Genomic DNA, 26,746 nt, shown 5'->3' with positions numbered 1-26,746 from the left:
CCGATGCCCCGCACGATCACTCCGGTCGTGCGGGGGCGGTGCCGTCCTTCCCCAAGCTCTCAACTCCGTTCGAGCAGGGGATACCCCATCCCGGATCGGGTGTCCGAGGGTGCGTCGTCCGATCGCGATGCCGGCGGCATCGTGACGGGACATCTTTCGGCGGGGGGTGGTCAGCGGTTTCTGCCAGTGCTGGGCACCCCACAAAGTGGTGTAGGCGGGGTCGACCGCGACAATGCTCAGGCCGTGTTCGGCGGCCATGGAGACGAGCCGGGCCTTGAGCCTGCCGGTCGGGATGCCGGAGATCAGCTGCCGGAACCGTTTGCGGCGGCCGTGCTTCTCCCGGGTCTTCTCGGTGGTGAAGTCGAGGTCTTCGATGCCGATCGCGGCGACACCAGCCTGCTCGGCCCAGTGGATCAGCCGGGTCAGCGCGTGGCGGAGCTGTGCGTCGCGGTGACCGGCGGTGCCGGACAGGTCGCAGAAGAACCGCCGGGGCCCGCCGATGGGGTTGCCGTGCCGGTCCAGGTGGTAGGCGGCGAAGTGGTCGGCGTTGGTGTCGACACCGATCATGCCCCGGGCGCGGGCGGCCTCCAGCGGGATGGTCTTCACGACGGGGCGCTGCCAGGATGCGGTGAGGTACCAGCGGCCACGCTCCGCGTCGAGGTGGATGCGGTAGGCGACCGCCCGGTTCGCGGCGATGCGGTCGGCCCACTCCACACCCCGGTGCGCGAAGCCGATCCGGGAGGCGAGGACGTACCTGCCGTGCCCGGCGTTGGCCAGGTGCGCGAGCGAGGCAGGCAGCCTGATGGACACCTCGCCGTCCGGGGTGACGCGGATCGTCTCGTTCCCGAACCGCTTCCCCGACTCCCCATCGACCCCGATGAACCACCGCTCCGCCTCCCACCGTTGCCGCCACTGGTCCTCGGTGAGCCCGGCCTGCGCGAGGTGGTGGCGGGTGTTGAACAGACGTCTGCCACCCCGCACCACCCCCACCCGCCCGGCCTGCCACTCGGCAACAGCAGCAGCGTGCCGCGCCTCCAGCATCACGAGGCGGCGGGATTTGCGGAACCACTCGCTCTTCGACCGGTAGCCGCCCGCCACCCGCTTGGTGCCCTTCTCCCCGACCGGGAGAGACAGGCGGTGCCGCAGCATCTTGATCCCGGCTGCCAGCGTCTGGATGTGCGCGGCCTGGCAACGCCGGGCCAGCGCCCACTGATCATGAGTGGCCTTGGTGATGGCCCCGGCGATCCTGGACGACGACTTCTTCGTCAGGTCCCGCTTACGCGACGCCCAGCTGTCCGCGCCGTGCTCCAGACCGTCCGCACAGCGGGCCTTGAGATCACGCGAAGCCAGACGGCCCTGATGCTCACCGACCGCACGCAGCACCTCCTCGTCCTGGGGCGTGAGGTGCTTGAAACGGTCCCGGACCGCCACCCCACAAGGCCCGGGCACCACGAAGGGCACGGCCAACTCCCGCAAACCACCCACCACATCACCCCCTCCCACCAGGCCCGGCACCCGCTGTCCAGCCCAACGAGCAGCAGCCGCCAAGGTCACCCATTCGACCCCAGAACCCCCGTTCCCGCCCCCGCGAACCCGCCGACGGGACTCACTCCCGCACACCACCACTCACTTCAGCTCAGCAAACCGACAGCAGCTCACAACCCTTGGAATCGATCACCTCAAGACGTCGCCCTGCGGACGGGGTTCCGCGTGGCTGTCGCTCGCGGTACGGTCAGCCCGCCATCGAGATGGGGGTCCTGGGCCACGCCGTTCGCGCGGAGTTCGACGCAGCAGGCGTCGGGTTTTGGGGCGAGCACCGCTGTGTTGTTGTCGCTTCCCAGGCCGTGCAGGTATCCGGCCAGGAAAGCCTGGTTGACGGCGCAGACCAGTTCCGGGGCCTTGGCCGCCAGGGGGTGGAAGGGGCAGTTGCGCAGCCGCAGCAGGGTGGGGGCGGTGCGCTCTGGCTCGTACCCGAACTTCTCAAGCATTTCGGATGCCAGGCTCAGTCCTTGCATACCTGGGGTGAGCACCACGACCTGCGCGACAGGGCTGATCATCGCGGTCGTGGTGATGACCGCCGGCGCCCACGATAATCAGGTCGGCTCCGCGCTGCTGTCGAAGGATCTGGGGCGTGCCCCGGGCACATCCTCGCCTGACTGGGTGATGGCCCGCGCGGGGCGAGTGTTGGCGTTGGCGTAATCGGAAACTTGGGTCAGTCTCGTCGCGGAAGGGAGGCCCCGAAACATGGTCGTGCACGTTTTCGATTCCCCGTGTGGCGCCCGCGCTGGACTGCGGTTCCTGGTACGTGCCGCGCTGACCGCTGCCACTGCGTGCTCCAGCGGTTCGGCCCTGGCCCCGACCGGGAGTCCGAGTCCCATCGAAAAGTACAGGGAACTCGGCATGGACACCCACCTCCGGGCCGGGGGGAACGGCACGGCGTCCCCAGCGCCCGGCAGTGCCGCAGCAAGCGCGATCGGGCAGTAGCGATGGCTGCCGGACCCGGCGACCGCCCGCGCCGGCGCACGGTCACGCGTGTGCTGCTCCAAGTGGTGACCGCAGCCGCCCTGGCGGTGAACGCCTACGTGCACGCCGACCTAGCCGCCCCCTACGATGCGGTCGGGCGGCAGATCAGCCAGGGAACGCTGTTCCGCCTCGAAGCTGCCGTGGCGTCGCTGGCCGCGCTGCTGGTCCTGCTCCTTGGTCGACGGCGGCCGGTGTGGGCGTTCGCGTTCCTGGTGTCCGTCTCCGCCCTGGGCGCCGTGCTGCTCTATGGGAACGTGAACGTGGGCGCTCTCGGTCCGCTGCCGAACATGTACGAGCCGTTCTGGGGGCCGAAGAGGACCGCCAGCGCGATCGCCGAGGCCGTCGGCGCCGTGACCTCACTCGCCGGCTTCCTGATCACCGGCCCGCCGCGCTCTACATCCACTCGGGCCGGCGCTCCTCGGGGCGACAAGGCCGACGGCGTGGGCGGCTGATCACATGCCACGCCTCGCCCCGCGCACCGAATCCCGGCAGCTCCTTGGGCTGTTGTGGCTGTTGCTGCCCCTGGCGGTGACCGCCGCCCTGCTCTGGTAGGGCCGGGTACACACCCCGGAGTACCGGCGCAGCCTCTTCGGGGTGCACGGCCACGCCGTCGTCCTGCTCAAGGCCCAGCTGGGCAGCGCTCTGTTGGGCCTGGCGCTGATCCAGCTGCTCCTCGCGCTGTGGATGTACGGCCGACTGCCGGGCCCGCGCGCCGCGCCGCACCCGGTGCCCACCGTGTACCGCCTGATCGGTATGGTCGCTTTCCTGTTCTCTGTCCCGATCGCCCTGCAGCGCATCATCGCCCACGGCGTCAGCCTGACCGGGACCCGGGCGGCGCTGCACTCGCTCGCCGGCTGTTTTCTCTACGGGGCCGTCGTCGCCAAGGTCGTTGTAGTGCGCCACCGCCGCTGGCCGGGCTGGGCGCTCCCGCTCGCCGGTGGCGCGCTCGTTACGGTGATCGCCCTGGTCTGGTACTCGGCGGCGTTCTGGTACCTGGACGGCTACCGGGCGCCCGGCCTGTAGGCGGGCGGCGCCGGTTCGGTGCCGTCGTCGGCCACTATCGGTAGGGGGCGCAGCTCGCCAACCCGCCGCCTTCCCGAGGTGCGAGGTGACCGGTTCGCGCGAAAGCCGTTCCGTTCCTTCGGGGCGTTGGTGCCGCCGGTCTTGAGGTGCCCGGCGCCGCCGAACCTCGCGGCCGGGGGCGGCACCGCCCCTCAGCGCCGGGGCGACGTTGGCCGGCTGTGGGCCCGGCCCGCAGGTATGTGCCTTATATCCGCGCGTGCGGCTGACGCCCTTAAGATGAGATATAGGGCATTTATGAAAAAAATGGCACTTAACATACATGGTGCTGAAGGCAGGCGAGAGGAGTACATCATGATCGCCAAGCTGCTCGGCAAGCTGTCCTTCACCCGCAACTACGGTGCGTACGGCGGCCACGACTGGGCCACGCACACCGGCGACGACAGGATTTGACCGCACTGCCGGCGGGTGCCCCGGGCGCCCGCCGGTTTCCGGTCAAGGTGCCGACGATATCGGCCTGGACAGGGTACGAGGGTCAGGGGCGATCTCATGGGCCGAGTGAATGAGCCGCCGCGGTTGCCCGAAGGCAGTTTCGCGGCCTGGAGCCGCGATCGGCTGGCAGTGGCGCGCCGTGGCGCTGACGAGTGCGGGGACGTCTGGCAGCTGGAGCCGGGTGTCTACGTAGCCGCTGCGGCCGGGCCGTGTGAAGCAGTCCTGCGCCGCGCGAAGGACTTCCCCAAGGTGCCCTCGCCTCTCTTCCCGCCGTTGAAGCGGTCGAGCGGGGCACGGACGTCCGAGGAGCGTTCGCACGCTCACGCCGCCCGCATGCGCGGACTACGCGCGCAGGCGGTTGCAGCCCGGATCGGTGAGATAGCGCCCGGGACCGCTCGATTTGTTGACCAGTGGCCCACGGGCCAGGACGTCGAGATTCTGCCCCCGGTCCGGCATGCCCTGGCAGAGGTCGGCGTGCGCTACCTCTTCTCCGAAGACGCTCCCACCCTGCTGCCCTTTGCCGCACAGCTCTTCGTGGCCCGGGAGGTGCTCGTACGCCCCTCGCGCTGGGTATGGCCGCGCTGGGTCCCCACACCGGCACGGCGGTTCCGCACACGGCAGCAAGTCGCCTTCACCAACGCTCTGCGGCCCATCGTCCGCCGGCGCCGTTCATCGGGCCGGCTCGGAGACGACGTGCTGGGGGAGATGCTCCGGCCCTCCTCCCGCTACGGCCTGCTGCCGGAAGAGGCCATCGTCGACACTCTCCCCGGAATCACCATCGCCACCTTCGAGACACCTTCCCGCGCAGCCGGATGGATCCTGCTCCACCTGGCCCGGTACCCCCAGGCAGCGGACCGCATCGCGGCCGAAGCCGCCTTCCTGCCCACGGACCCGGCCGCGACCACCAGCACCCACCTCGACCGCCTGCAATACACCCAGGCACTGGTACGCGAAGTGCTCCGACTGCACCCCCCGAGCTGGCTACTGACCCGGCGCGCCCCGCGACGGACTCAGCTCGCCGGCTACACCATCGACGCCGGGTCCACCGTTCTCGTCTGCCCCTACACCGCCCACCGCGACGCACGGGAACACGCCGAGCCGGAGCAGTTCCACCCCGAGCGCTGGCTCGACGACTCGGGCTCGCCGACGAAACCCGGGGTCTTCCTCTCCTTCGGCACCGGGCCGCACGGCTGCGAGGGAGCGGCCCTGGCCATGGCGATGCTGACGCTCCTGACCGCACAGACCGCCCGCTGCTACCACTTGAGCGAGCCGCCCGGACCGGAACCCAGCCACCAGGTCACCACCTTCGAAGGCCTCACCACCGCCGGCCTGCGCCTGCGCGCCACCCTGCGCAGCTGAGGGCAGTCCTGCTTTCAGTGACAGGCCGCCTCAGCCCGCGAACAGTGAACGTTGATCAAGTTCGAGTGCCGTTCCGCACACGCTTGGATGACCGGCTCATGGTTCGCTCATCGTGTGTCGCTGGTCGAACTCGTCGACGAGCATGCCCATCATGACGAGGTCGTGGTGCCAGCCGGCGAAGAAAACGTGTTCCCGCAAATTGCTTCAGGAGTTCGAGCCGACCTCTGCAGACTCGGCGTCTCGCTGCTGCCGCGTACGCCGGTCCTCTACCAGCGTCGTTGATGTAAACGTTGGATGTCAGCGTTCGTCTCCCGGGCCATTGCACTCACTGGTATCGGTGCCGCTGTTACGCTGATTCACGGTATTCCGGCGCACCGTGCCACACGGTTTCCGTCGAAACGGCAATCCAAAAGAGCGTCGCTTACGTAACCAAAATGCGGCCGCAACGAGGGATACGTCCCTAGTCAGGCGCCGATCGCCTTAGCCGATGATCAATTCTTTCCATGGAGACCCGACGAGCGCGGTGCACCCCTCGCACTTCGAGGGGTGGGCAGCGGCCGGATCCTCCCTCGTTGCGCGCCGGAGTGGCGCCGGCTTGAGGGTCTGCAGCTCCCACTCCCTGTGGAGGTCGGGGTGAAAGTTGTCGTTGATCTTTCCCGATGCAAGGGGTATGCGCAGTGCGCGTTCCTGGCTCCGGAGGCGTTCCGGATGCACGGTGAGGAAGCGCTCATGTACGACCCGAACCCCGACGACACCCAGCGCGACCAGGTGCTACGCGCCGCGGCGGCCTGCCCGGTCCAGGCGATCCTGGTCGACCAGCTGGAGGCGCGGCACGCACCGGCGGAGGCGTCGCCGTCATGACCAGTGCCGACAACCTGCGTGCGTTCAAGCACGATGGCCGAATCGTGGTCGTCGGGGCTTCGCTGGCGGGGCTGCGGGCCGCGGAGGCGCTGCGAGACGAGGGTTTCACCGGATCGTTGACCATGATCGGTGACGAGTTGGGCGAGCCCTACGACCGGCCTCCCCTGTCCAAGCAAGTACTGACCGGGTGGGTGCCGGCCGGGGGCACCGCTTTGCCTCGCCGTCGTGGCATCGATGCGGAGTGGCTGCTGGGCGTGCCCGCCAGCGGGCTGGACCTCGCGACGAACCACGTGCGTCTCGCCGACGGGCGCGAGGTTCCCTTCGACCGGGTGCTGATCTCTACCGGGGTACGGGCCCGGCCGTGGTTCGTCGAGTCCGAGGCGGCCCTGGACGGAGTGTTCGTCGTACGTACGCGCGAGCATGCCGAGAGCCTGCAGCGGGCCCTCGCCGCCGGGCCCTCCCGTGTGCTGGTCATCGGTGCGGGATTCACCGGCTCCGAGATCGCCTCCATCTGCCGAGAGCGGGACATCCCGGTGACCGTCGCCGAACTCGCGCCGGCCCCGCTGGTCGGGGCGCTCGGCGCCATGATCGGCGAGGTTGCGGCCGACATGCAGCGCGCGCACGGCGTCGACCTGCGTTGCGGTGCCAAGGTCACCCGGCTGGAGGGCGACGCGCAGGGACGGTTTCGCCGTGCTCACTTCGACGACGGCAGCGCGATCGACGCCGATGTGGCGGTGGTGGCACTCGGGAGCATCCGCAACACCGAGTGGCTGCGGGAGTCGGGACTGGCGGCGGGCGTGTGGGGAATCACCTGCGACACGGGCTGCCGCGCCCTCGACATCAATGGCCGCGTCACCGACGACGTCTTCGCCGCGGGAGACGTGGCACGTTGCCCGAACCCGATCTACGAGTACCGGCTCATCTCGCTGGAGCACTGGGCCAACGCCGTGGAGCAGGCAGAGGTCGCGGCGCACAACATGGTCAGCGCCCAGGCGGACCGCTGGTCCCACCTGTCCATCCCGCTGTTCTGGTCGATCCAGTTCGGCGTCAACATCAAGTCCGTCGGCGTGCCGACCTTCGCCGACGAGGTGGTCGTCACCCAGGGATCGCTGGACGACCACCGTTTCGTCACCGCATATGGCTATCGGGGCCGCGTCACGGCTGCCGTGAGCTTCAACAACGCCAAGTGGCTGGACCACTACCGACGGCTGATCGAGACGGCAGCACCTTTCCCGCCCCCCTGCCCCACGCCGGACCAGCCGGCCGACATGAAACCGGTGCCCGTCGACTTCCCCGGCCCCGCCCTGCTCACGCAGGGCGCCACGGTGGTCGTCACAGGCCATGACCCGGGTGAGCGCCGCGTCACGGCCGTGCACCAGCATCGGCAGGAGGAAGGCCAGACGCCCACGACCGGGACGGCCGGCACGCTGCAACGGATCTTCGACTACTCCGCCCGGGCCGACCCCTACCCGCTGTATGCCGAGTTGCGCAAGACGCCGGTGGCTCGGCAGGAGGACGGCAGCTACGTCATCAGCACCTATCGCGAGATCACGGACATACTGAATGACCCGCATCTGAGTTCCGACCTGCGCAATCTGTCGCGTCCGTTGCCCTCAGCCGAGGAAGGGGCCACGTCGTCGTTCATCCACATGGACCCGCCCGAGCACGATCGCCTGCGGCGTATGGCGATGCGCCACTTCGGCCCCCCGCACACCCCTGGGCTGGTGACCGGACTTGAAGGCTTCCTAACCGCCACCGTCGGCAGCCTGATCGACAATTTGGCGGGCAAGGAGCAGATCGACGTCGTCGACGATTTCGCCTTCCCGCTCCCCGTAACCGTGATCTGTAACTTGCTCGGCGTGCCACGCGAGGACGAGCCGAGGTTCCACCTCTGGGTGAACGACATCATGAACTCGATCGACTACAACCCCGAGACCGACCCGAAGGAGAAACTGGACAAGGGCGTACAGGCCCGCAAGGACTTGCGCCAGTGCCTCGGCGAGCTGGTGGAACAGCGCCACGGCCGGCCGGGAGACGGCCTGCTGTCACGGCTGGCCAACGACGACGGGCCCGACGGTCGGATGGCCGACGCCGAAATCGTCGCCACTGCCAGACTGCTCCTCATCGCCGGCCATGAGACCATCGTCAACCTCATCACCAACGGCATGCTGACGCTGCTGCGCCACCCGCAGGTGCCGCAGCGACTGCGCGACGAACCGGACCTCGTCGTGCCGCTGGTCGAGGAACTGCTGCGCTACGAGCCCTCCGTGCACATCATTCCCTGGCGGCCGGCGTACAGCGACATCACTGTCGCCGACACCGTGATCCCCAAGGGCTCGCGGATCATGCTGATGCTGGCCTCGGGCAACCGCGATCCGGACCGCTTCCACGATCCCGACCGCTTCGACCCCGATCGGCGTGACAACCAGCACCTCGGCTTCGGCAGCGGCATCCACCTGTGTTTCGGCGGCCCGCTGGCCCGGCGGGAAACCCAGATCGCGCTGACCGAGTTGGTACGCCGGCTCGACCGCCCCAGGCTGGTCGCCGACCCGCCGCCGTACCGGCCCAGCCCCGTTCTTCGGGGTCCGATCCATCTGGACATCAAGCAGGGTGACGGTTGACGCGGCAGCCGAGGGCAGTTGCAAGGTCGCGCCGCGGACGGCCCGGCCGACTCTGCATGTGACAGCAACCCGCTACCCTCCTCGGTCTCGCAGCCGTCGGCCTGCACCTGCGTGCCACCGTGCGCGGCTGGGGACAGCCCCGCTTTCGGCGACAGACCGCCTACACCCGCCAACAGCGAACGTCGATCAAGTCCGAGTACCGTTCCGCACACGCCCGGACGACCTGCTCACGGCTCGCTCATCGTGTGTCGCCGGTCGAACTCGTCGGCGAGCATGCCCATCATGATGAGGTCGTGATGCCCGCCGGCGAAGAAAACGTGTTCCCGTAAGCGCCCCTCCTCGGTGAAGCCGAGCCGACGAAAAAGTGCCAACGACGCCTCGTTGGGGGCCAAGACCGCCGCCAGGCACTTGTGATAGCGCCGCTCGGCGAACATGAAGCGCAGCAACAGCACCACGGCTTCCGCCGCGTAGCCCTTGCGCCGGTGGCCGGCGCCGATCACGACATCGAACTCGAACCAGCCCGAACAACGACCGGTGCGATGTGAGCCGACCGCGCCGACCAGTTCCCCCGTAGCCGTCGTTTCGACCGCCAACCGGAAACGGTCGTCATCGCACTCGGCAACGGCCTGCTCCTTCGCCCAGGCACGATAGCTCTCGGCGGACCGCGGCAGGTCCAACCGGCCCACTCGCCGCCCGTCATCGTCCGCGAAGCGCGCGAACACCGTCCAGTCATCGGGCTCAATAGCGCGTAGGCGCACCCGCCTACCGGTCCAGGACGATGCCATGCCCTATTCGATCACGCTGCACTGCGCGCGAGGCCAACAGGCACGCCGAGGCGGCGCTGTCGGCCCCGTGCCAGATGCGTGCCAGTCGGGGCGGTCAACACCGGACAACAGTGGTCGGTCACGGACAGCGTCCGAGGCCGAAAAGCCAGGCGGCCCCTGACCATAGTTGCTGGTCAGGGGCCACCCCACGCAGAGAGCGTGGGATTCGAACCCACGGTATGGGGCACCGTGCGACAGTTTTCGCAGCTGCTTCGTCATTTCCATCAGGCGGTCTTCCGGCACTCTGCCGAGTGCCGTCCGGTCCTCGCCGATGACGCGCTGCCATGCGTCGCCCTGTTCGTACCACTCAAGCCTGGCGGCGCGCATCCTGATCGAGCAGAGGAGCACGGATAGCTTTCGGCGGCCGATGGACACGTCCGAGCGGTCAGCGAGGGCCAGGGTTTCCCGACTGGCGGCCGAGAAGAGGTAGTGCGAGGCTTCCACGCTGGCTGATCCGCCGAACGCTGTGATCTCCGGCTCGTAGATGCCCGGCCACCACCTTTGCAGGTGGCCGGCACCAGCCAGTTCGTCGAGTGCCGCACCGATGCTGGCCCTGGCGCCCGGATCGGGGTGGATTCCGAGGCACAGCTGCCAACAGAGGTGCGTGCGGGTGTACCACCAGGCAGTGACGCTCCCCTCGGCTTCGGCGTCGAACAGGATTGGTCGGAGAACAGCGGCCGCTGTGGCTTCGGCTTGGCTCCAGTCTGGGAACTCAAGGTAGAACTGCCACCAGGTGGAGCGCTCGGCCTGATCGGCGAGCGCGGCGTGACCTGCTCGCGTGAAGAGCTCAACGGCGTTGCCGCGACACCGACGTGGCGGCACGGCCAGCCGACAGCGGCGACACGGACGAGGCCATCCGTACGAGGTGCGGAGCACCAGGGGAAGCAAGCCGGAGCCCGCCCGCTGGGACGCCAGACGAACTCGTTGCCCGCCTGCTGGGAGGGCTCAAGGTGCGGCGGACAGTTCAAGCGTCAGAGACCTGAGGCAGCCCTAGGCCCGGCATTCTGCCCGATGGGCGGGCACACCGTGGAGAGGGAGCCGATCCTATGACTACCCAGCCAGCCACTGTGGCCGACCCGGCCGGCCTGACGCTTGACTTCCAGCACACCACGCCGCTCCTCGGCCTTTCCGCGACGGAGATCTGGCAGGTGCAGATACGTGCCGACGGCGCACCCGTAGGCAGCCTGCGAGCTGTTCTCACCCCCTACCGGGGCGGCGGCAGCCCGCAGCCCGGGACGGACTCGGAGTACAGCCACTGCAGCGGGGGCGAACTGATCTACGAGGACGTGGAGGAGTGGTTCCCGGACGTGAAGCAGCTGGACAGCCTGCGGTCCCGGCTGTCCGCCCAGGGAGGCTTCTGCGCTCAGGTGGCTGAGCAACTGCTGAGCGAGGGCGCCGTAGGCTCGCGGGAATTCGGCTCGCTCGATGTGCTCGTCTTCGATCAGCTCTCGCTGTCCGCTCCCTGGGGCGACCCGACGGTTGCCGCCGGCGTGGTCGCCCTCGTCGTCGACCAGCTGGCCGTCGCCGACCTCCTGGTCGTCTTTCCTGCGGGCGCGGCTGCCGAAGAGGCGGGCGCCGACCTTCTGGCAGCGGCAGGGTCGCTGCTGTGGGCGGAGCAGTTCTCCGACGACACGCAGTGCCTCGACACCAAGTTCGATCACGGCGAGGGCGTCGCGGAGGTGCGGGAACTGCTGCTCTTGCGGGTTCGGCGCTGACCCCCGGCAGCAGCCCTACGCGTTGTGGGCCAGCGCATCCTGCAGGGCCTTCCAGGTGATCTGCTCGGTGCTGCCGACGGCGTCTGCGGCCGCGGTGTGCAGGGCGGGGCCGAGGGAACAACAGCTCGGTGCCGGACGCCTGGCTTTGTACACCGAGAACGGGAGTCGTTTGTCGACGGCTTCGGGAGTTGTCCCGTCTCAGCCAAGTCAGTCGGCCGGAAGTCGATGACCTGAGTGGACTAGTGGCTCGTCTTGGATCCTTGGCCAGGTAATTGATCCTCCGTTCGTTGCACGGCAGGCTGCTTCCAGGTGATCGTGGAGGTGGTCGTGAACTGGTTGGCCTCGCTGCCGACGGTGGTATTGGTTGTTGGCTGGCTCTTCCTTGCCCTACTGGTCGCGGCCGTGGCGCGGGTCGGCGTCCGGGCGCTCGTACCGGTCGGGGAACAGGATCGGGTGCCCCAGATTGCCATGCCCCTGATGCCTACACTCGGCGCCGCCTTCGCGATCTTTGCGGCACTCTCGCTGGCCAGCGAGGCCAGCTACCTGCGCGCAGCAGAGCAGTTGGTGAGCGACGAGGCGGCCGCAGCCTCCCGCCTGGCGTGGTCGGCGACAAGTCCGCGAGTCCAGTCGGAGCCGATCCATTCGGCACTGCTGGACTACCTGCAGGCCACGCGTGTCAGGGAATGGGAGGGTGCGGCAGCGGCGTCCGGTGACGACCCGGCCACCGCTCGCGCGATTGCACGGCTGGAGCGGAGCGTGCGTGCCGAGGCGGCCCGGCCCGAGTTGGGAACCCCGGCGAGCACGGAGCTGCTGGTTTCCCTGGACAGCGTCACCAATAGTCGTCGCGCACGCGTTGCGGCTGCCTCGCGCGACGTACCCGCGCTCTACGTTGTCACGCTTGTGGTCGGCGGACTGGCCTTGATCGTGAACGCCGGCGCACTCACCTTCCGCAGCAGCCTGCGAACGTCACTGCTCGTTCTGGGCGTTGCGAGTGTGGTCGGGCTGAGCCTGGCGTTGCTCTTCGCACTCACCGCGCCCTGGAGTGGACCGCTCACCGTGAGTGGGCATCCACTCGACGTCATCATCGGGGACCTGAAGTCCGGCTTCTTCGAAGGCGGGTCTTAGGCGGCGGGCGGGATCAGTGCGCCGACGGCGAAGCTTGTTCGCGACCCGGACGACGCCCCACGACGATCTCCAAGATCGACCCTTGGAGGTAGCCTGGCGGGCAACGGATGGCGGATCAATTCGGGTTAACCATCCGAGCCGAGCCACTAGCTTCTGGTGGCGGGTACCTGCCCGGTCCCGGAGTCCCCGGCGATGACCAGCCCGTTCTGGCGGGCTGACCCCCACCCCATTTCGGAAGACCGACCGGGCGCGCCCCTGGTGCTGGCATCACCGAGCCTCGCCACGGGCCCGGCTGCGCCTGCCGTTCCGGGGTCAGCCGGGAAGGGGGGATGCCGAGGGCGGCGGCGCGGGCCTGGACGGAGGTGGGTGTGTCGCCGCCTCGAAGCCGTCGGCTGGTGCTCTGTCCGTCGAGGACGATGTCCATGACCATAAGCCCGATGCCCAGGCGCAGGCATGCAGCGGCGACGGGCGCACCGTCGGCGCCGAGGGCGTGGATCCAGGCCTCGGTCTCGTGCCGCCACATCCGCAGGTCTGCCCACGCCGCGGCCTGGGCCCGCAGGATGCCGTAGGCGTGGTCCTGCAGCGTCCGGCGGGAGCTGCGCCGGACACTGCAGGTGGGTTCGGGAGCGCGGCGGCGGGCGGCGGACAGGTCGGCGCCGAGGTCGAGGCCCTCGCAAGCGGCGATCGCTTCGGCGTTCGCCGCGGCCTGCCTCCCAGTGGACCCGCCGGGGGCGAGGTAGGTGTAAATAGCCTGCAGCTCGGGGTCATTGAAGGACGCGGGGGACATGGCGGTCTCCAGGGATGGATGACGGGGGACAGACATGCCGAAGGCCCCGTGCGCACAGCACACGGGGCCTTCGAGGAAGAGCGTCCGCGGCATCTCAAGGGGTCGCGGACGGATGAGGAACAGCGGCTTCCTGCCGCTGGTGACCGGAGTGGATACGCACCCCGCACGAAGCGGCCAGCGTACCGGTGAGCCTCGCCATGCGGGGGCGGTTCGGCGGAACCGGCCGGCCGGACGGGCGTTCTGGTTCAGCAGGTGCGGGTCCGGCTGCTCATCTCCAGTAGAGCGGAGCGCAGTTCCCCGGCGGCCGGTGCCATGTCCGGCCGGGACTTCACTGTTGGTGAAGTAGTCAATCGTCTCATTCACGCGCTCGGCGAGCCACCATGCGACCGGTGGATTCGGCCGAGTGACGGCTGTCGCAACGATCTCAAAGCGTGTGCAGAGACGGAACTTCTGATCGAGTGAGCCTTTTCCAACCTCACGTTGACACGTGATGAAGGACGAGAACGGCCTGGACGATCGCGGTGATTCGGTTGGTGCTGCAGCGGAGCTTCCGCAGGAGGCGCCAGCCCTTCAGCGTGGCCATGGCCTGTTCGCCGAGGCAGCGGATCTTGGCATGCGTGCTGTTGTGCCGGCGCTGCCACCGCTTGAGGTGGCGGCCGCGGAAGGGCACCCGGATGGAGCCGCCGGCACCCTGATACGCCTTGTCGGCCCAGCGCTTGAGGCCGGCCCCGGTGAGCGCGTCGACGATGTCGTGGGCGCGGGCGGCGGTCAGGTCGTGAGTGGAACCGGGCAGGGCGGGCGAGGCCCACAGCAGCCTCCCAAAGGGATCGGTGAGGACCTGGACGTTCATGCCGTGACGCTTATGTTTGCCCGAGCAGTACGGGGTGTCAGCGGCGATCCGGCCGATCGGCAGCAGGGTGCCGTCCAGAATCACGAACGACTTGGTCCGCGCGATGTGCATCACCTCGGCCAGGGCGGGCGCGAGGCTGGCCAGCACCTCGACGGCCTCGCGTATGTAGCGGTACACGGTCGCGATGCCGATACCGAAACCTGCGGCAAGCTGGGCGTACGTGTCACCGCACCGCAGATGGGCCAGGGCGAGGAGTGCCTGACGGGCCAGCGGTCAGACGCCGCCATCGGGTCCCGATCTCCCCTCGCCGCGCAGCGAGCCGTTCGGTCAGGCACCGCAGGGAGCGACCGGACAGGTCGATCGAGGACGGGTGGACAAGCACGCGAAGCTCCTGGTGGCTGCGGGCGATCTTGGTCGTGAACCCGTCTACCAGGAGCTTCGTCGTTCCGCAGATCCGTCCAACACGCGGCCAGCGCAGTCAGGTTGGAAAAGGCTCCCTACGTTGTTCTGCGGGATGTGGTGAGCCCTTCGTATGGTTGACCCGCCCCGGGGGGGCCGGGTGTGGTTCAAAAGGCTCTGCCGCTTATGGCTTCCACTGATTGACCGCCCGGCACCCCACGACGACTCGGCTGCCAATGAGGAATTGCGAATGATCGCTGAGTAGGGAATCGACAGCGAGGTCGTCCGTGGCAGGAACCAGCAGCACACCGCACTGAGGCACCACATGGCTATGATCTGGGCCGGCATCGACGCAGGTAAAACTCATCACCACTGCGTCGCGATCGACGAGAGCGGCCGTCGGCTGCTGTCACGACGCATCGCCAACGACGAGCCTGAACTCCTCGAACTCCTCGCCGATGTCCTGGCACTGGGAGACGAGGTGACCTGGGGCATCGACCTGGCCGACGGCGGCGCCGCCCTGGCCATCACGATCCTGTTCAACCACGAGCAGTCGGTGCACTACATCTTCGGCCGAGCCATCCACCGCGCCTCCGAGAGCTACCGCGGCGAGGGCAAGACCGACGCCAAGGACGCCGCCGTCATCGCCGATCATGTCCGCATCCGCCGCGACCTGCACCCCTTACGCACCAGCGATGAGACGGTCACCGACCTCAAGATCCCCACCGACCGTCGCACGGACCTGGTCGCCGACCGCACCCACACCGTCAACCGGCTCCGCGCCCGGCTCACCGACATCTTCCCCGGCCTGGAGCGGGCGCTGGACCTGACCAACACCGGCCCGCTCATACTGCTGACCGGATACCAGACCCCGGCCTCCCTCCGCCGGACAGGCAAGAAGCGGCTCGAAGCCTGGCTGCGCAATCGCAAGGTCCTGCGCGCCGACCGGCTCTCCGAGGCAGCTCTGGAGGCTGCCGGACACCAGCACACCAGCCTGCCCGGCGAGAGACTCACCGCTCAGATGGTGCACACGCTCGCGCGGGAGGTGATGGCCCTCAACCAGCAGGTCACCGAACTCGACAAGGCGATCGAGGCCCGGTTTCGCGAACATCGGGACTTCGAAGTGATCACCAGCATGCCGGGCCTGGGCGTCATCCTCGGCGCCGAGTTCCTGGCCGCGACCGGCGGTGACATGACCGCCTTCGGCACCGCAGACCGCCTCGCCGGCTTCGGCGGCGTCGCACCCGTGCCCCGCGACTCCGGCAAGATCAGCGGCAATCTTCGTCGGCCACGGCGCTACAACCGCCGCCTCCAACGAGTCTTCTACATCTCCGCGTTGTTCAGCATCCGCCATTGCGATGAGTCCCGCCGGTTTTACGAACGCAAGCGAGCCGAAGGTAAGCGTCACGTCCAGGCCGTCCTCGCTCTGGCCCGCCGCCGCGTCAACGTCCTCTGGGCCCTCCTACGCGACGGACGGACCTACGAACTCATGCCACCCACCGCTCTCGCGGCTTGACAGACCGCATTAGGAATCAGTGCCTCCATCCGCCGCTCGGTGCTCGGCTGATCTATTCCTTCGACGCGACCTGGACCGGGCGTCCTGACGTTGGCCGTTCGCCCTCTATTCGGTCTTGCTCCGCGCCCGCCGGCGTCGGCCTGGTGCCGTTCAGACCGGCGGACGGGGCGACGTCACGCAGGGACGCTGAGCGGCGGGTGCTCGAGCACGCGGGGCTTGTACTCGACCAGCTGGATGCGGCCGTCGAAGGTGCGGTGCTCGATCATCTCGAGGGCAACGTCCGGATAGCCGTCGTAGATGCGTTCTTCGCCCGTGGCCCCGGTGATCACCGGGAACATCACGACCCGGAAGCGGTCGACGAGTCCGGCTCGTAGCAGGGACCGGCACAGGCTGAGGCTGCCGATCGTGCTGAGGAGCCCCGAGCCACTCGACTTCATGGCGCGGACCGCCTCGACGGCGTCGTCGCGGACGAGCGTGGAGTTGGCCCACGTCAGTGGCTCCTCGAGTGAGGAGGAGAACACCACCTTGGACGCTTGCGTGAGCTCGTCGACGGACGCCTCTTCTTCGGGCCTGAACTCGTCTTGACCATTCGGGACCTCGCCTGCGGCGAAGCCCGACATCAGGCGGTAGGTGTTCGCTCCCATCAGGTAGGTGGCCTCGGGCTGCTCGCCGAGCCATGCGAGGTACTCCGGGCCCTCGAGGCCCCAGAACCCGGGCCATCCCTCTCCCGATGCGTGGCCGTCGAGGGAGGTGATGAAGTCGACGAGAAGCTCCGACATGGCGGTGTCCTTTCCTGGGGTGTCACGAGCTTGGACCGGCCGGGAGCCACAAACTCATCGGCCGCGCTGTGGAGTAACGAGAAAACCCATGACGCTGCAGCCGATCAGGTCGGCGGAGCGGCACTGCTTCGGGGACCTGTCGGCCGGCCGTATTGCCGAGCCTGATGCGAGGGCGGGCGCCCGCCGTATCGGCTTCCACACGGACGAAGGTGTCGTTCTGCTCGGCCGCGACGGCGGTGGCGTCCTTTACCGCCGTGAGAGCGCCATTCCTACGGGTTAGATATCCGTTCCCTGGGCCATTGCCGCAGGTCAGGTGTGCGGTGATCACGTGGGGATCACACAAAAAGGGCGCCGTACGGGCGTGATCCCGACGGCGCCCTCGGCGCCCGTGCCGCTATGCCGCGTGTTCGGGGATGGCGACCCCGGTACCTCATTGGTACCGAGGTCTCAGTGCCGCCGGAAGGTCAGATGTGCGCGCCGATGTACTTCGGAACCGACCCGTACTTGTTGTCTCCAGGCTGGCTGTCGCTGGAGAAGAAGTAGAGCAGGACGATGTCGCCGACCAGCGGGATCAGTCCAATGAGGAGCCACAAGCCGGAGCGCCCGTCATCATGCAGGCGGCGGACGCCCACGGCGAGCGAGGGGAGGAGCATCGCTAGCGCGTAGAGCACCTGAAGCGGAGTGAAGTCGATTGCGCGTCCGACCACGAACAGCACGATGCTGATCGCGAGGTTGAACAGATTGAACACCCAGTATTCGGTCCGACGTGCGCGCCCGCTGAACACCGCGTACTTCTTGAGCACGTCTATGTACCAGTGCATGTGATGCCCCCCACGGCCATCGTTGGATGCCGTCCTGAAGGGATCAAGCAGGCAGTACGTATGGTCCTGTCCTGTCCCGTGCAGGTCAAGACACATCTCGGTGACCGCGGCCGTGGGACGGCGCAGGGGTGATTCGGCCTACTTGTTGGCCGCCGTACTGCCGCCGTCCTGGACGCCTGAGCGTGAGCAAGGGCGCCCCGCCGCAATGGCGAGGCCCCCAACTACGTCCGAAGCGTCTATGCCGCCTCGACCGCGAGCGCGTACCGCCCGCGCTCCGCACGGGGAACCGTCAGCAGCCGATGCGGCTGCGGGTCCGCGGCGAAGGCCAGTGGGGATGAGATGCGGCGGCGTGTCAGCCTCCGTCGGTGCTGTTCAGCTGGTCGTGCCCGTTCCGGCACTTGAAGGTGTGGTTGGACAACAGCTGGAAGTCGCCGCGGTCGTCCCAGGCGTGCGTGCCCTCCACCGGGGGTTCGCCGCACCGCCAGCAGGGCTCCCAGCCAGCTCGTACGCCGCCAGTGAGCGAGGCTCGGTGGACCGCGACTTGCGTGCCTGCGCCGGGCGAACCGGCTTCGGGGCCAGGAGCGCGGCCACGTGATCCACCGGGGCCGGCGGCGAGTACACCGTGTCCGGTGCGCCCCACCTCCGGATCCCGAGTGACCAGGCCGACGTGCGCCCCCAGCACAGCGGCCCTGCGACGATCCACACCCCGAGGCCGACCACGAGCGCCATGGCGGCCGGCATCCACAGCGGCAGCGCCAGCACGCCGTACGCGACGATGCTGAACAGCACCCCGGCCACCCACGCGACCACCACGTCCGCGTTGAACACGGTGATCGCGGCGGCCAGCGCGATCGGCCGCTTCACCGCGGCCAGCAGCCGACTCCTCTCCCGCGTCACCGCCATTACCTGACGATCATGTGGTCGAGGTGGCCGTTGTTCATGTGGTCCACGCACTGCGGGCAGTCCTGACGGGGCCCGAGTCCGGCGTGCGCCTCACGGCTGGCGTAGGCGTGGTGCCAGCACTGCCGGCACTCGCCCCTGGGCGGATTGTTCGCGCGGCTGTTGCCCATGACGACTCCTTCTTCTTCACGGGCCGGGGACGGCCCCCGGCTCTTGGCGGGCCCGCAAAGCGGGCGGTGTGCTGTACGTGGCTCTGAGTGGGCGACTCTTCGCGGATGCTGCGGGCGCCCGTGGTGCCGCCACCCCCGGCCGGAGTCCGGCAGGGGGTGGCGGTGTTCAGACATCTCATGTCGTCGGTGGGTCAAGTTGGTTGCTGGCGATCCCGTAGAGCTGTGCTTGTGCTCCGCCACAGGCTCGAAAGCGGTAGCGTCCTCGGCATGCTGGACGGTCCTGATATCTCGGTGGCACTGCGAGGCGGGGTGCGCACTCGCACGCAAGCCTGGGACTTCGTGCGCTGGTTCGCCGACGCGTGGATGCGCCGCCCGCTGGAGCCAGCAGACGGCTACAGCGAGAGCGAGTTGGCGGCCGTCGAAGCCGAGCTGGGCTTCGAACTCCCGGCTGCCCTGCGCGAGGGGTACGCACTGTTCGGGCGCCGGCAAGATCTGACCCAGCAGCAGGACCCCCTGGTCCCGGCGCCGGGGCTCTACGTCACCGACGATTTGGGCGGCATCCTGGTCTTCCGCCATGAGAATCAGGACTGCGCCTTCTGGGCAATCCCCCTGGCCGAGATCGAACAGGACGATCCGCCGGTGATGGTGGAGTCACGCGACGGCTGGATCCCGTTCCTCGATCGGATGTCCCTTGCATGGGTCGAACTCGTGCTGAGTGAGTCCCTCTTCGGAGCGGACGACCTCGGTCTCTACGACGCCTGCGAGCTGCCCGACTCACTGCTGCCGAGCCTCCACGAGCGCTATGCCCGAGTGAACCTGCCTGACCATTGCATGTGGGCCAGCAAGGACGACTCGCCCGTGCGCTGGTACTCGGCACCTGGCCGGCTGGTACGCAGAGACGGGATCCAGGACCAGTCCTGGATCCATGCACGCGGACGCACGACTGCTGATCTCGAGATCGTGCGCAAGGACCTTTCCGGACCCTGGGTCCGCTGAAGTTGCCTCACCCGCGAAGTCACCGGACCGGCAAAACACCCGGTTCGGTTCGGCGGCGGCGCGGCCAATCCGAGGGAGGGCCCGAACGCGGGTTGTGAGTCGTAGAGCGTCGGCGTCTGCCTCTCCGAGCTGTGGGCACTGCTCGACTGGACCACCCCCGGCCTGCTCGGCCCGCTGTCGGCCTTCCGCGACCGCTTCGCGAAGGCCATCGTGCGCGGCGCGCTCGGCACGGACGGCGACGAGGAAACCGCCGATCAGGCCTGGCAGGCCGCCGAGCACCTCACCCGCCCCTTCCTGCTGCGCCGCCGCAAGTCCGACCCCGGCATCGCTCCCGAACTCCCGGCCAAGACCGAGACCGACCACCCCATCGCCCTCACCCGCGAGCAGGCCGCCCTGTACGAGGCACAGGTCCGCGAGACTATGGCCCTCATCGAGAAGGCGGACGGCATCGCCTGCTGCGGCCTGGTGCTCAAACTCCTCACCGCGTTCAAGCAGATCTGCAACCACCCCGCTCACTACCTGCGCGAGACCGGCCCGCTGCCCGGCCGCTCCGGCAAACTGGAACTCCTCGACGAACTGCTCGACACAGTGGTCGCCGAAGGCGAGAGTGCCCTGGTCTTCACCCAGTACACGCAGATGGGCAAGCTCCTTCAGCGGCACTTCGCTGACCGCGGCATGCGCGCCCGCTACCTGCACGGCGCTATTTTGGTGCCACGTCGCGAGGGCATGGTCGATGCCTTCCAGCAGGGCGAGTTCCCCCGTCTTCCTGCTCTCCTTGAAGGCCGCCGGCACCGGCCTCAACCTCATGCGCGCCACCCATGTGATCCACTACGACCGCTGGTGGAACCCGGCCGTCGAGGACCAGGCCACCGACCGCGCGTACCGAATCGGCCAGGATCGTCCCGTACAGATCCATCGGCTCACTGCCCAAGGCACCGTCGAGGACAAGGTCGCCCGCCGGCTGGGCACCAAGCGCGCCCTCGCGGACCAGGTCATCGCCTCCGACGAGTCCGCCCTGGCCGAACTCTCCGACGCCGACCTCGTCGACGACTCCCGCACCGCCGGAGTCCCCCTGCTGCCCGAGCCGGGCGAATTCGACCCCGACTGGGGCTACCCCTGCAAGCACGCCGCCGCCCTGTGCTACGCCACCGCCGCCCACCTCGACGACGATCCCTTCTGGCTCTTCACGCGCCGCGGCCGCACCAAGGACGCCGTCCTCGCCGCGCTGCGCACCCGCCGCCAGGCCCTCACCCGACACCAGCTCACAGACCGGCGACGCACCCCGCGGCCAGGGCGTGCGCGCCCGCGACGCGTTCGTCTCCTTCAGCGGCGTCTTCAGCCCACCCGCCCCCGAACCGGTCGAGGCATCGTCGGGTGAGCCCGAGACAACCCCTTCCCCGCTCACCACCGAGCCCCCGCCCGGCGCCCCCTTCACCCTCGACGACCTCGAAGCGCTCACCCGCGACACCGCTCAGAGGGCCCGTGGTCTCGCCGCCGGGCACACCGCCTCGCTCACCGGAACCCCCCTCGAGGACGCCGTACGCCTCGCCGCGAGCAGCGTCGACGAGGACTGGTTCCACCAGCTCGTCCGTGCCACCGGCCTGCCCGCGACCGACTTCGCCCGCCTGGTCCGCGCCCGGCGCCACGGCGGACCCGCCGGCGTCGCTGTCGCCCGAGCACCTCTCACCCCCAACCCCGCCGCCATGGCCGCCGCCCGCACCGCCCTCTTGGACCCCGACAACGCCGACGGTGTGGACGCCGCCGCCCGCACGGTGCGGCTGCGCGCCTGGCGCAACCGCCTCACTGCCGACAACGAAGGCATCCAGATCCGCCTCGGCCCCGACAACCACTGGCACCCCTACATCCGCGAAGGCCATGGCACCGCCGCCGCATGGTGGCCCTGCGCCCCCGCCACAGCCGACCCCGTCGCCCTCTCGTCGCGGCCCGCACCGCCACCACGCGGAACTGACGGATTAAGCTGACCAGAGCGCTCGAAGGAGGACACGATGACGACCGCATGGGACGCGCTCCCGCCCTGGATGCTGCCGCCCCGGCCGAGTGGGTGGGAGGCCGATGACCTCGACAACGCACCCGCCCTCCCGCGACACACCGAGCTGATCGATGGAGCGCTGATCTTCATGATGTCCCCGCAGCGGTCCTGGCACGCCCGCGTCGTCACCCGGCTTACGACCGCACTGGACGATCAGGCTCCCGAGGGATTCGAGATCGACCGGGAAATGACGATCAAGCTGAACGAGAAGAACCGGCCCGAGCCCGACGTCCTTGCTGTTACGGTCCCATACGACCCGAACCGCACGCGCTACCTCCCCGACCAGGTAGCCCTCGCCATCGAAGTCGTCTCGGATGAGTCCGCCGACCGTGACCGGTCACTGAAGCCGTTCAAGTACGCGCAGGCGGGTATTCCGCACTACTGGCGTGTCGAGGAGGAAAAAGGCCTCCCCGTCATCCACATGTATGAGCTGGACAACATCACCCGCGCATACGTCGCCACCGGTATTAACCGCGATCGCATAAAGACAACAGTCCCTTTCGGTATCGAACTCGACTTGCCCCGTCTCGTTCGCTGATCACAGTAGCGTTTGGCATCCTGTGGGACTCTGTCGCTCGACTCTGGTGAGTGCCTGACGTGTGGGGTTGTGCGGTGTCATGGTGGTGGGGTCTGGTCTGTTCGCGGGGAAAGCCCCACCCTCGGCCTCGGAGAGGTCCAGGGCCGCCGCGATGTCCCGGCCGCCGACCTCCAGCTGCTCTACCGAACCGTCTATATCCTGCTCAGGGACACCGGCCGCCGCACACTGGAGATCGCCTCCCTACCCCGCGACTGCCTGGAAACCGACCGCGGCCAGGCCTGCTTGATCTGGAACAACCGCAGACGCCTGCCCATCATCGATGCCACCGCCCAGGCCCTCCGCACCTTGCAAGCCCGCCGCGGCCACCTCCAACTGCCCGCCACCGGCGACACCTACCTCTTCCCCGCCCTCAGCGCCTACAGCAGCGCCGGCCACCTGGGCGCCAACTACATCAGTGAAACCCTGCGCCTGGGGGTCGACTCCCTGCCCGAACTCCATGCCGAAGGCGTCGACGCAGCCGGCAACCCGCTGCCCTTCGACCGCCCTGGTCTACGCCTACGCCTTACGCCATTTCTACGCCCAGCGCCACGCCGATGCCGGGACCTCCATCGATGTCCTGCGGGAGCTGATGGACCACCGCCCCATTGCCATGACCCAGCGTTACTACCGGGTCTCCCTCGAACGCAAGCGTGCCGCCGTCGCCGCCCTCAGCGCCCACGTTGTCGACCGGCTCGGGCACTCCGCTCCCAGTTCCCCGGCAGCTACGAGTTGCGCTCGGTCGCCGTCCCATGCTGCGGCTGCACCGAACAGAGCAACGTCAAGGCCGGGGGAGTGTCCCTGGTATCGACCGCTTCTCACGGCCGATCGCTGGTGCCGCATCCCGCTCGACCCGCCTGGGCACGTTCGGCGTGTGCGCCGCCTGCGAGTGCGAGCACGTCAGCCAACATCCAGCCTTGGTGGCTTTCCCGGGGGCCCTGGACGGCGGGCCTGGGGCGTGACGGGTGAGGACGACGGATCGTTGTAGGGCTGAGTGGCCACTCAGCGGTGGGTGCCCTGGCACTGGCCGTCATGGTTTCCACGGCCTGCGCTCGGCTGGTTGCCCGGGCGGTCTCGCGTCTGGACCGGCTGGTGGCCCCGCCTCAGCGCCTCGTCTACGAGGTCGGCAGGTCGGACAGCCTGGGGAAGACGCAGGACGCGCGACGGTACGGGGACGCGGCCGGCAGCAGCCCGTGCGAGGGACTATTGGAATGAAGGCGGCATTGCCGTAGTACGTAACATAACGCCGACTTCGCCACGCAGTGGCCAGCATGACCACGCACCGGCTGTGCGCGCATGGAAAGGGACGATAACCATGGCAACCACGATCGATGCCCCCGACGGCATCCACTCCACCATCGAGCAGCTGCAAGGCGAGCTTCCCGGTCTGGAATCGCGCAAGCAGGAGTTGGAGCAGGAACTGGCAGCCGTGGCACAGCGTCTGGAAGCCGTCCGTACCGCGGTGGAGAGCCTAAAGACCCTGTCCACCGTGACGGCGGCGGCCACGACCGCCGCACCCAAGACCGCAGGCCGGAAGGAGACGGGAACCACCGCCCAACGCCCGGCATCCCGCACGGCGAAGAAAGCCGCGCCCCGGGCGAAGGCTGGTAAGAAGAAGGCTGCCCCGGCGAAGCGGGCGAAAGGGCTGACAGACGGGGTCGTGGAGATCCTGTCGAAGGCGAAGAGTGCGATGAAGGCCAGCGAGGTCAACCAGGCGCTCGGACGCCCGGAGACTGCGGGACAAATCGAAGCAGTACGCGGCACCCTGGAGCGCCTGGTGAAGGCCGCCCAGGCCCGGCGTACAGGCCGCGGCCTGTACGAAGCAGCACAAGGCTGACCATGCCTGCCGTGTGCGGCTGGTGGATCGGCACTGGGGCCCGCGGCCTCGGCGGGCAAGTGCGGCGCCGAACTGCTCTACCGCGTCGGGGACCTCAAGAGGTGGGCGCGCAACCAGCTCCGCGCCGCCGTCGGCACCACCGACCTGACCTGATCAGCCCCGGACACGCCACGGGCCCCGGGGAACTGCCATGACGTCCCCAGCGCCCGGCCCGGCTGTTGGCCTCGCCGCGTTCACCGACGCCGCGACTGTGACGTCACGCCGCCGTCCTGAGTCTTTCGGGACTGGCACCCGTCCCGAAAGACTCAGGACGGATCAGCGGCAACATGCGCCGACCTCGCCGCTACCGCCGCCGACTGATGCGGGTCTTCTACATGTCCGCCCAGCGCAAGCGGCTGGATGACCGGCGGGTGCTCAACGGGATCCCGTTCGTGCTGTACACCGGGCTCCCCTGGGAGTTCCTGCCGCACGAGCTGGGCTACAGATCGGGCAGCACATGCTGGCGCAGACTGCGGGACTGGCATGAGGCCGGGGTGTGGCAGATCCTGCATGAGCTGCTGCTCGCCGAGCTGCGGGCGGGTGGCCTGCTGGACTTTCACGGCCCGCGGTGGACGGCTCGCACCTGCAGGCGATGAAAGGCGGTGCCAAGACCGGTCCGTCCCCGGTGGACCGGGACAGGAGGTGCAGCAAGCACCACGTGATCGTGGAAGGACACGGCATTCCGCTCGCCGCGACGCTGACCGGCGGAAACCGCCACGACGTCACCCAGCCCATGCCCTTGGTCCACGCCGTTCCGGCGGTCAGGGGCAAGCGCGGGCGTCCCCACCGGCGCCCCGACATGCTGTACGCCGACCGCAGCTACGACTACGACACCTACCGCCGCGACCTTCGCGGCCTGGGCATCTGCCGATCATCGCCCGCCGCGGGACCGAGCACGGCTCCGGCCCGGGCGTCTATCGCTGGGTCGTCGAAGCCGCCTTCGCGCTCCTGCACTGGTTCCGCCGCCTACGCACCCGCTGGGAAATCCGCGATGATCTCCACGAAGCCTTCCTCACCCTCGGCTGCAGCATCATTTGCTGGCGCTGCCTGAAGGTATCCCTTTGCTAGGAGCTACGCGAGGCGTTTCGGGAAGCCCTCGCCCGGTAACAGCCAGCCACGAGTTCTGGGGCGGACATACGACGCGGCGCCCCAGAATCCTCTCCCGAGTTGAGTAGCAGTCGGGATAGCAGGCGATCAGCCAGCGGGAAGACGATCGTGTTCATGACATATCTGGTGCGTGCTGCGAAAGCAACTTCCGTGGCTGCCGCAGCCACGCTCGCCGCATGGTGGCTGTTCCGCAACATGTACACGCTGATCGACCACGCCACCGAAGCCGACAGCGCTCGCAACCCTCTCGCGGGAGTCCTCTATTACCTGGCCGCCAACGCGGCAGGCATCGCCTTCCAGCCCTTCGCCCTATGGGCTGGCCTCAGACTGGCCAGAGTCCACGGCAATCATTTAGCGATCATCATCAGCGCCTACGTGTGGGCCACGATGACCGCAGGACACCTCGTGGACTCCACCCCCGGCCCATGGGAAGCCCTCCTATGGGTGGCCGTCCAGTCCGCCGTTACGACCGGCTCCTCGCTCCTGCAAGCCAGGCTCATGCCCACCAACACACAGCGGTCCTCATGCGGCGCGCGGTGAAGATACTCGTGCTGCGCGCTATGACGTGGCCGATCCTTGGCACGTTCAATGTCGTGGCCCGTGTGTGGACGCTCCTTGGCTCGACCAGCCGCCGCGGAGCCCGCCGACTCGCAGACAGTGACACCGCCCGGCAGGCTCGGCAGGCTGCCGAGGCCCGGCTGCGTGCCATCGCCCACGCATACGCGGAGAGCACACCGCTGGTGTTACGCCTCCTAGGCATCGAGGATTACTACACCCGCGGAATGGTCGGCTGGAATCTGTCCACTCCGGTAAGGCCCGCCCACCGGGTGTCCTGCTGGATGCGTTTGACGGCCTACTACAGTTCCCCACTGCCGCCGGCCGACTTCGTCAGCGCGACGATCGCCCTGGACGAGGTCGAGGCGGCGTTCGAGAAGATGCACCGCGGTGAGGTCCTGCGCTCGGTGGTGCTCCTGTGACGCTGCGGAATAGTCGCCGCGGAAACGATGGAACGCCCGCCTGGGGAGCCGGGTGGGCGTTCGTCGAATGGTACTGAAGCCGTCAGGGAATCAGACGGACGACCTGGGGGGCGTGGTCGCCGGCCTTGTCGGCGAACTCGGCGTCGATGTGGACGATGTCGCGTCGCCAACAACATCTCGCTCCACACTGCGGCAGGCCGTCCCCGGAGGCTTCACCATCGACGACTTCCACATCGACACCGACGCCGCCACCGCGACCTGCCCGGCTGGACAGATGCGACGACGGTGAACTGTCCGGCCTCTGGCTAAGAGCTATCACGTAATGCCGGTGAGAACGTGCCCTGCTGCGGCGGGTGCCTCGTTTACCGGATGTCGAGCTTGAGGTTGTGGAGTGCGGCAACGCC

Annotated in this window: 26 protein-coding genes and 6 pseudogenes; 23 read left to right on the top strand and 9 right to left on the bottom strand. The window is 68.4% G+C overall.

Features of this window, described 5'->3' with window-relative positions; all coding sequences use genetic code 11:
* Nucleotides 1-1,485: IS200/IS605 family accessory protein TnpB-related protein (locus ACFU8W_RS48040; protein ID WP_384052190.1), on the bottom strand; the 1,485-nt coding region annotated here is incomplete at its 3' end.
* A 194-nt stretch (nucleotides 1,486-1,679) separates the two neighbouring features.
* Entirely contained in the window at nucleotides 1,680-1,988 is a 309-nt protein-coding gene (locus ACFU8W_RS48035) for a hypothetical protein (protein ID WP_384052188.1), read from the bottom strand.
* Nucleotides 1,989-2,022: 34 nt separating this feature from the next.
* On the opposite strand from ACFU8W_RS48035, the gene ACFU8W_RS48030 reads away from it, so the two are divergent.
* The 8 genes and pseudogenes from ACFU8W_RS48030 to ACFU8W_RS47995 all read left to right on the top strand — a co-directional run bounded on the left by ACFU8W_RS48030 (nucleotide 2,023) and on the right by ACFU8W_RS47995 (nucleotide 8,876).
* Complete coding sequence (locus ACFU8W_RS48030; RefSeq protein WP_384052186.1) at nucleotides 2,023-2,199, top strand: hypothetical protein; 177 nt, start codon at nucleotides 2,023-2,025, stop codon at nucleotides 2,197-2,199.
* A 287-nt stretch (nucleotides 2,200-2,486) separates the two neighbouring features.
* Nucleotides 2,487-2,975 (top strand): hypothetical protein, encoded by a 489-nt coding sequence (locus ACFU8W_RS48025; RefSeq protein ID WP_384052184.1) that lies wholly within the window; start codon nucleotides 2,487-2,489, stop codon nucleotides 2,973-2,975.
* Nucleotides 2,976-3,087: 112 nt separating this feature from the next.
* Nucleotides 3,088-3,546 (top strand): annotated as a pseudogene (locus tag ACFU8W_RS48020) (DUF6529 family protein); the annotation flags it as partial.
* Between the two features lie 546 nt (nucleotides 3,547-4,092).
* Nucleotides 4,093-5,394 carry a cytochrome P450 gene (locus tag ACFU8W_RS48015; RefSeq protein WP_384052182.1) on the top strand — a complete coding sequence of 434 codons (1,302 nt, stop codon included), beginning with the start codon at nucleotides 4,093-4,095 and terminating at the stop codon, nucleotides 5,392-5,394.
* A gap of 114 nt (nucleotides 5,395-5,508) precedes the next feature.
* Entirely contained in the window at nucleotides 5,509-5,676 is a 168-nt protein-coding gene (locus ACFU8W_RS48010) for a hypothetical protein (RefSeq protein WP_384052180.1), read from the top strand.
* A gap of 351 nt (nucleotides 5,677-6,027) precedes the next feature.
* The gene (locus tag ACFU8W_RS48005; protein ID WP_345515945.1) at nucleotides 6,028-6,255 is read left to right on the top strand and encodes a ferredoxin; all 228 of its coding nucleotides are present in this window, start codon (nucleotides 6,028-6,030) and stop codon (nucleotides 6,253-6,255) included.
* Nucleotides 6,252-7,622, top strand: a pseudogene (locus ACFU8W_RS48000) (NAD(P)/FAD-dependent oxidoreductase); the annotation flags it as partial. The gene ACFU8W_RS48005 and the pseudogene ACFU8W_RS48000, both read left to right, overlap by 4 nt.
* 3 nt (nucleotides 7,623-7,625) lie before the next feature.
* The gene (locus ACFU8W_RS47995) at nucleotides 7,626-8,876 is read left to right on the top strand and encodes a cytochrome P450 (protein WP_384052192.1); all 1,251 of its coding nucleotides are present in this window, start codon (nucleotides 7,626-7,628) and stop codon (nucleotides 8,874-8,876) included.
* Nucleotides 8,877-9,103: 227 nt separating this feature from the next.
* Here ACFU8W_RS47995 and ACFU8W_RS47990 read toward each other — a convergent pair whose 3' ends face one another.
* Both ACFU8W_RS47990 and ACFU8W_RS47985 read right to left on the bottom strand, forming a co-directional pair.
* A complete protein-coding gene (locus ACFU8W_RS47990; RefSeq protein ID WP_384052178.1) occupies nucleotides 9,104-9,661 on the bottom strand; it encodes a GNAT family N-acetyltransferase in 558 nt (185 codons plus the stop codon).
* A gap of 3 nt (nucleotides 9,662-9,664) precedes the next feature.
* On the bottom strand, nucleotides 9,665-10,522 hold the full coding sequence (locus ACFU8W_RS47985; protein ID WP_384052177.1) for a thiopeptide-type bacteriocin biosynthesis protein: 858 nt from the start codon (nucleotides 10,520-10,522) through the stop codon (nucleotides 9,665-9,667).
* Between the two features lie 224 nt (nucleotides 10,523-10,746).
* On the opposite strand from ACFU8W_RS47985, the gene ACFU8W_RS47980 reads away from it, so the two are divergent.
* Nucleotides 10,747-11,415, top strand: coding sequence for a hypothetical protein (locus ACFU8W_RS47980; protein WP_384052175.1), 669 nt, complete (start codon nucleotides 10,747-10,749; stop codon nucleotides 11,413-11,415).
* A 309-nt stretch (nucleotides 11,416-11,724) separates the two neighbouring features.
* Nucleotides 11,725-12,540 (top strand): hypothetical protein, encoded by an 816-nt coding sequence (locus ACFU8W_RS47975; protein ID WP_384052173.1) that lies wholly within the window; start codon nucleotides 11,725-11,727, stop codon nucleotides 12,538-12,540.
* 115 nt (nucleotides 12,541-12,655) lie between these two features.
* On the opposite strand, the gene ACFU8W_RS47970 is transcribed toward ACFU8W_RS47975, so the two are convergent.
* Both ACFU8W_RS47970 and ACFU8W_RS47965 read right to left on the bottom strand, forming a co-directional pair.
* Nucleotides 12,656-13,327: a hypothetical protein gene (locus tag ACFU8W_RS47970; protein ID WP_384052172.1), complete on the bottom strand. Its 672-nt coding sequence runs from the start codon at nucleotides 13,325-13,327 to the stop codon at nucleotides 12,656-12,658.
* Nucleotides 13,328-13,802: 475 nt separating this feature from the next.
* Nucleotides 13,803-14,559: pseudogene (locus ACFU8W_RS47965) on the bottom strand (transposase family protein).
* Between the two features lie 342 nt (nucleotides 14,560-14,901).
* Here ACFU8W_RS47965 and ACFU8W_RS47960 point away from each other — a divergent pair.
* Nucleotides 14,902-16,092: an IS110 family transposase gene (locus ACFU8W_RS47960; protein ID WP_384052170.1), complete on the top strand. Its 1,191-nt coding sequence runs from the start codon at nucleotides 14,902-14,904 to the stop codon at nucleotides 16,090-16,092.
* 173 nt (nucleotides 16,093-16,265) lie between these two features.
* On the opposite strand, the gene ACFU8W_RS47955 is transcribed toward ACFU8W_RS47960, so the two are convergent.
* Nucleotides 16,266-16,871 carry a dihydrofolate reductase family protein gene (locus tag ACFU8W_RS47955; RefSeq protein ID WP_384052168.1) on the bottom strand — a complete coding sequence of 202 codons (606 nt, stop codon included), beginning with the start codon at nucleotides 16,869-16,871 and terminating at the stop codon, nucleotides 16,266-16,268.
* Nucleotides 16,872-16,959: 88 nt separating this feature from the next.
* On the opposite strand from ACFU8W_RS47955, the gene ACFU8W_RS47950 reads away from it, so the two are divergent.
* On the top strand, nucleotides 16,960-17,151 hold the full coding sequence (locus tag ACFU8W_RS47950) for a hypothetical protein (protein ID WP_384052166.1): 192 nt from the start codon (nucleotides 16,960-16,962) through the stop codon (nucleotides 17,149-17,151).
* A 184-nt stretch (nucleotides 17,152-17,335) separates the two neighbouring features.
* Here the strand turns inward: ACFU8W_RS47950 and ACFU8W_RS47945 are convergent, their stop codons facing one another.
* Nucleotides 17,336-17,692, bottom strand: a complete 357-nt coding sequence (locus tag ACFU8W_RS47945; protein WP_384052164.1) for a DUF805 domain-containing protein — start codon at nucleotides 17,690-17,692, stop codon at nucleotides 17,336-17,338.
* A 622-nt stretch (nucleotides 17,693-18,314) separates the two neighbouring features.
* On the opposite strand from ACFU8W_RS47945, the gene ACFU8W_RS47940 reads away from it, so the two are divergent.
* Complete coding sequence (locus ACFU8W_RS47940; RefSeq protein WP_384052162.1) at nucleotides 18,315-18,602, top strand: hypothetical protein; 288 nt, start codon at nucleotides 18,315-18,317, stop codon at nucleotides 18,600-18,602.
* On the opposite strand, the gene ACFU8W_RS47935 is transcribed toward ACFU8W_RS47940, so the two are convergent.
* Nucleotides 18,595-18,762, bottom strand: coding sequence for a pRL2-8 (locus ACFU8W_RS47935; RefSeq protein WP_384052160.1), 168 nt, complete (start codon nucleotides 18,760-18,762; stop codon nucleotides 18,595-18,597). The genes ACFU8W_RS47940 and ACFU8W_RS47935 overlap by 8 nt on opposite strands.
* A 267-nt stretch (nucleotides 18,763-19,029) precedes the next feature.
* Here ACFU8W_RS47935 and ACFU8W_RS47930 point away from each other — a divergent pair, with 267 nt between their 5' ends.
* From ACFU8W_RS47930 to ACFU8W_RS47885, 10 genes and pseudogenes are all read left to right on the top strand, one after another.
* Nucleotides 19,030-19,758 (top strand): SMI1/KNR4 family protein, encoded by a 729-nt coding sequence (locus ACFU8W_RS47930; protein ID WP_384052159.1) that lies wholly within the window; start codon nucleotides 19,030-19,032, stop codon nucleotides 19,756-19,758.
* 120 nt (nucleotides 19,759-19,878) lie between these two features.
* Nucleotides 19,879-20,806, top strand: a pseudogene (locus ACFU8W_RS47925) (DEAD/DEAH box helicase); the annotation flags it as partial.
* A 247-nt stretch (nucleotides 20,807-21,053) separates the two neighbouring features.
* Entirely contained in the window at nucleotides 21,054-21,740 is a 687-nt protein-coding gene (locus tag ACFU8W_RS47920) for a hypothetical protein (protein ID WP_384052157.1), read from the top strand.
* Between the two features lie 24 nt (nucleotides 21,741-21,764).
* Entirely contained in the window at nucleotides 21,765-22,346 is a 582-nt protein-coding gene (locus ACFU8W_RS47915; RefSeq protein ID WP_384052155.1) for a Uma2 family endonuclease, read from the top strand.
* Between the two features lie 1,351 nt (nucleotides 22,347-23,697).
* Nucleotides 23,698-24,219, top strand: coding sequence for a hypothetical protein (locus tag ACFU8W_RS47910; protein WP_384052153.1), 522 nt, complete (start codon nucleotides 23,698-23,700; stop codon nucleotides 24,217-24,219).
* Between the two features lie 269 nt (nucleotides 24,220-24,488).
* Nucleotides 24,489-24,545 (top strand): annotated as a pseudogene (locus ACFU8W_RS47905) (hypothetical protein); the annotation flags it as partial.
* Nucleotides 24,546-25,326: pseudogene (locus tag ACFU8W_RS47900) on the top strand (IS5 family transposase). It abuts the pseudogene before it with no gap.
* 153 nt (nucleotides 25,327-25,479) lie between these two features.
* Nucleotides 25,480-25,905: a hypothetical protein gene (locus tag ACFU8W_RS47895; RefSeq protein WP_384052151.1), complete on the top strand. Its 426-nt coding sequence runs from the start codon at nucleotides 25,480-25,482 to the stop codon at nucleotides 25,903-25,905.
* The gene (locus tag ACFU8W_RS47890; RefSeq protein WP_384052196.1) at nucleotides 25,902-26,342 is read left to right on the top strand and encodes a hypothetical protein; all 441 of its coding nucleotides are present in this window, start codon (nucleotides 25,902-25,904) and stop codon (nucleotides 26,340-26,342) included. The genes ACFU8W_RS47895 and ACFU8W_RS47890 overlap by 4 nt, the downstream gene beginning before the upstream one ends.
* A 112-nt stretch (nucleotides 26,343-26,454) precedes the next feature.
* Complete coding sequence (locus tag ACFU8W_RS47885) at nucleotides 26,455-26,631, top strand: hypothetical protein (protein WP_384052194.1); 177 nt, start codon at nucleotides 26,455-26,457, stop codon at nucleotides 26,629-26,631.
* The last annotated feature ends 115 nt before the right edge of the window (nucleotides 26,632-26,746 follow it).

The sequence above is a fragment of the Streptomyces sp. NPDC057565 genome, from assembly GCF_042801455.1.
GTDB lineage: Bacteria > Actinomycetota > Actinomycetes > Streptomycetales > Streptomycetaceae > Streptomyces > Streptomyces yanii.
The sequence above is the reverse complement of the archived record's forward strand: the minus strand, read 5'-3'. Positions and strand labels throughout refer to the sequence as shown.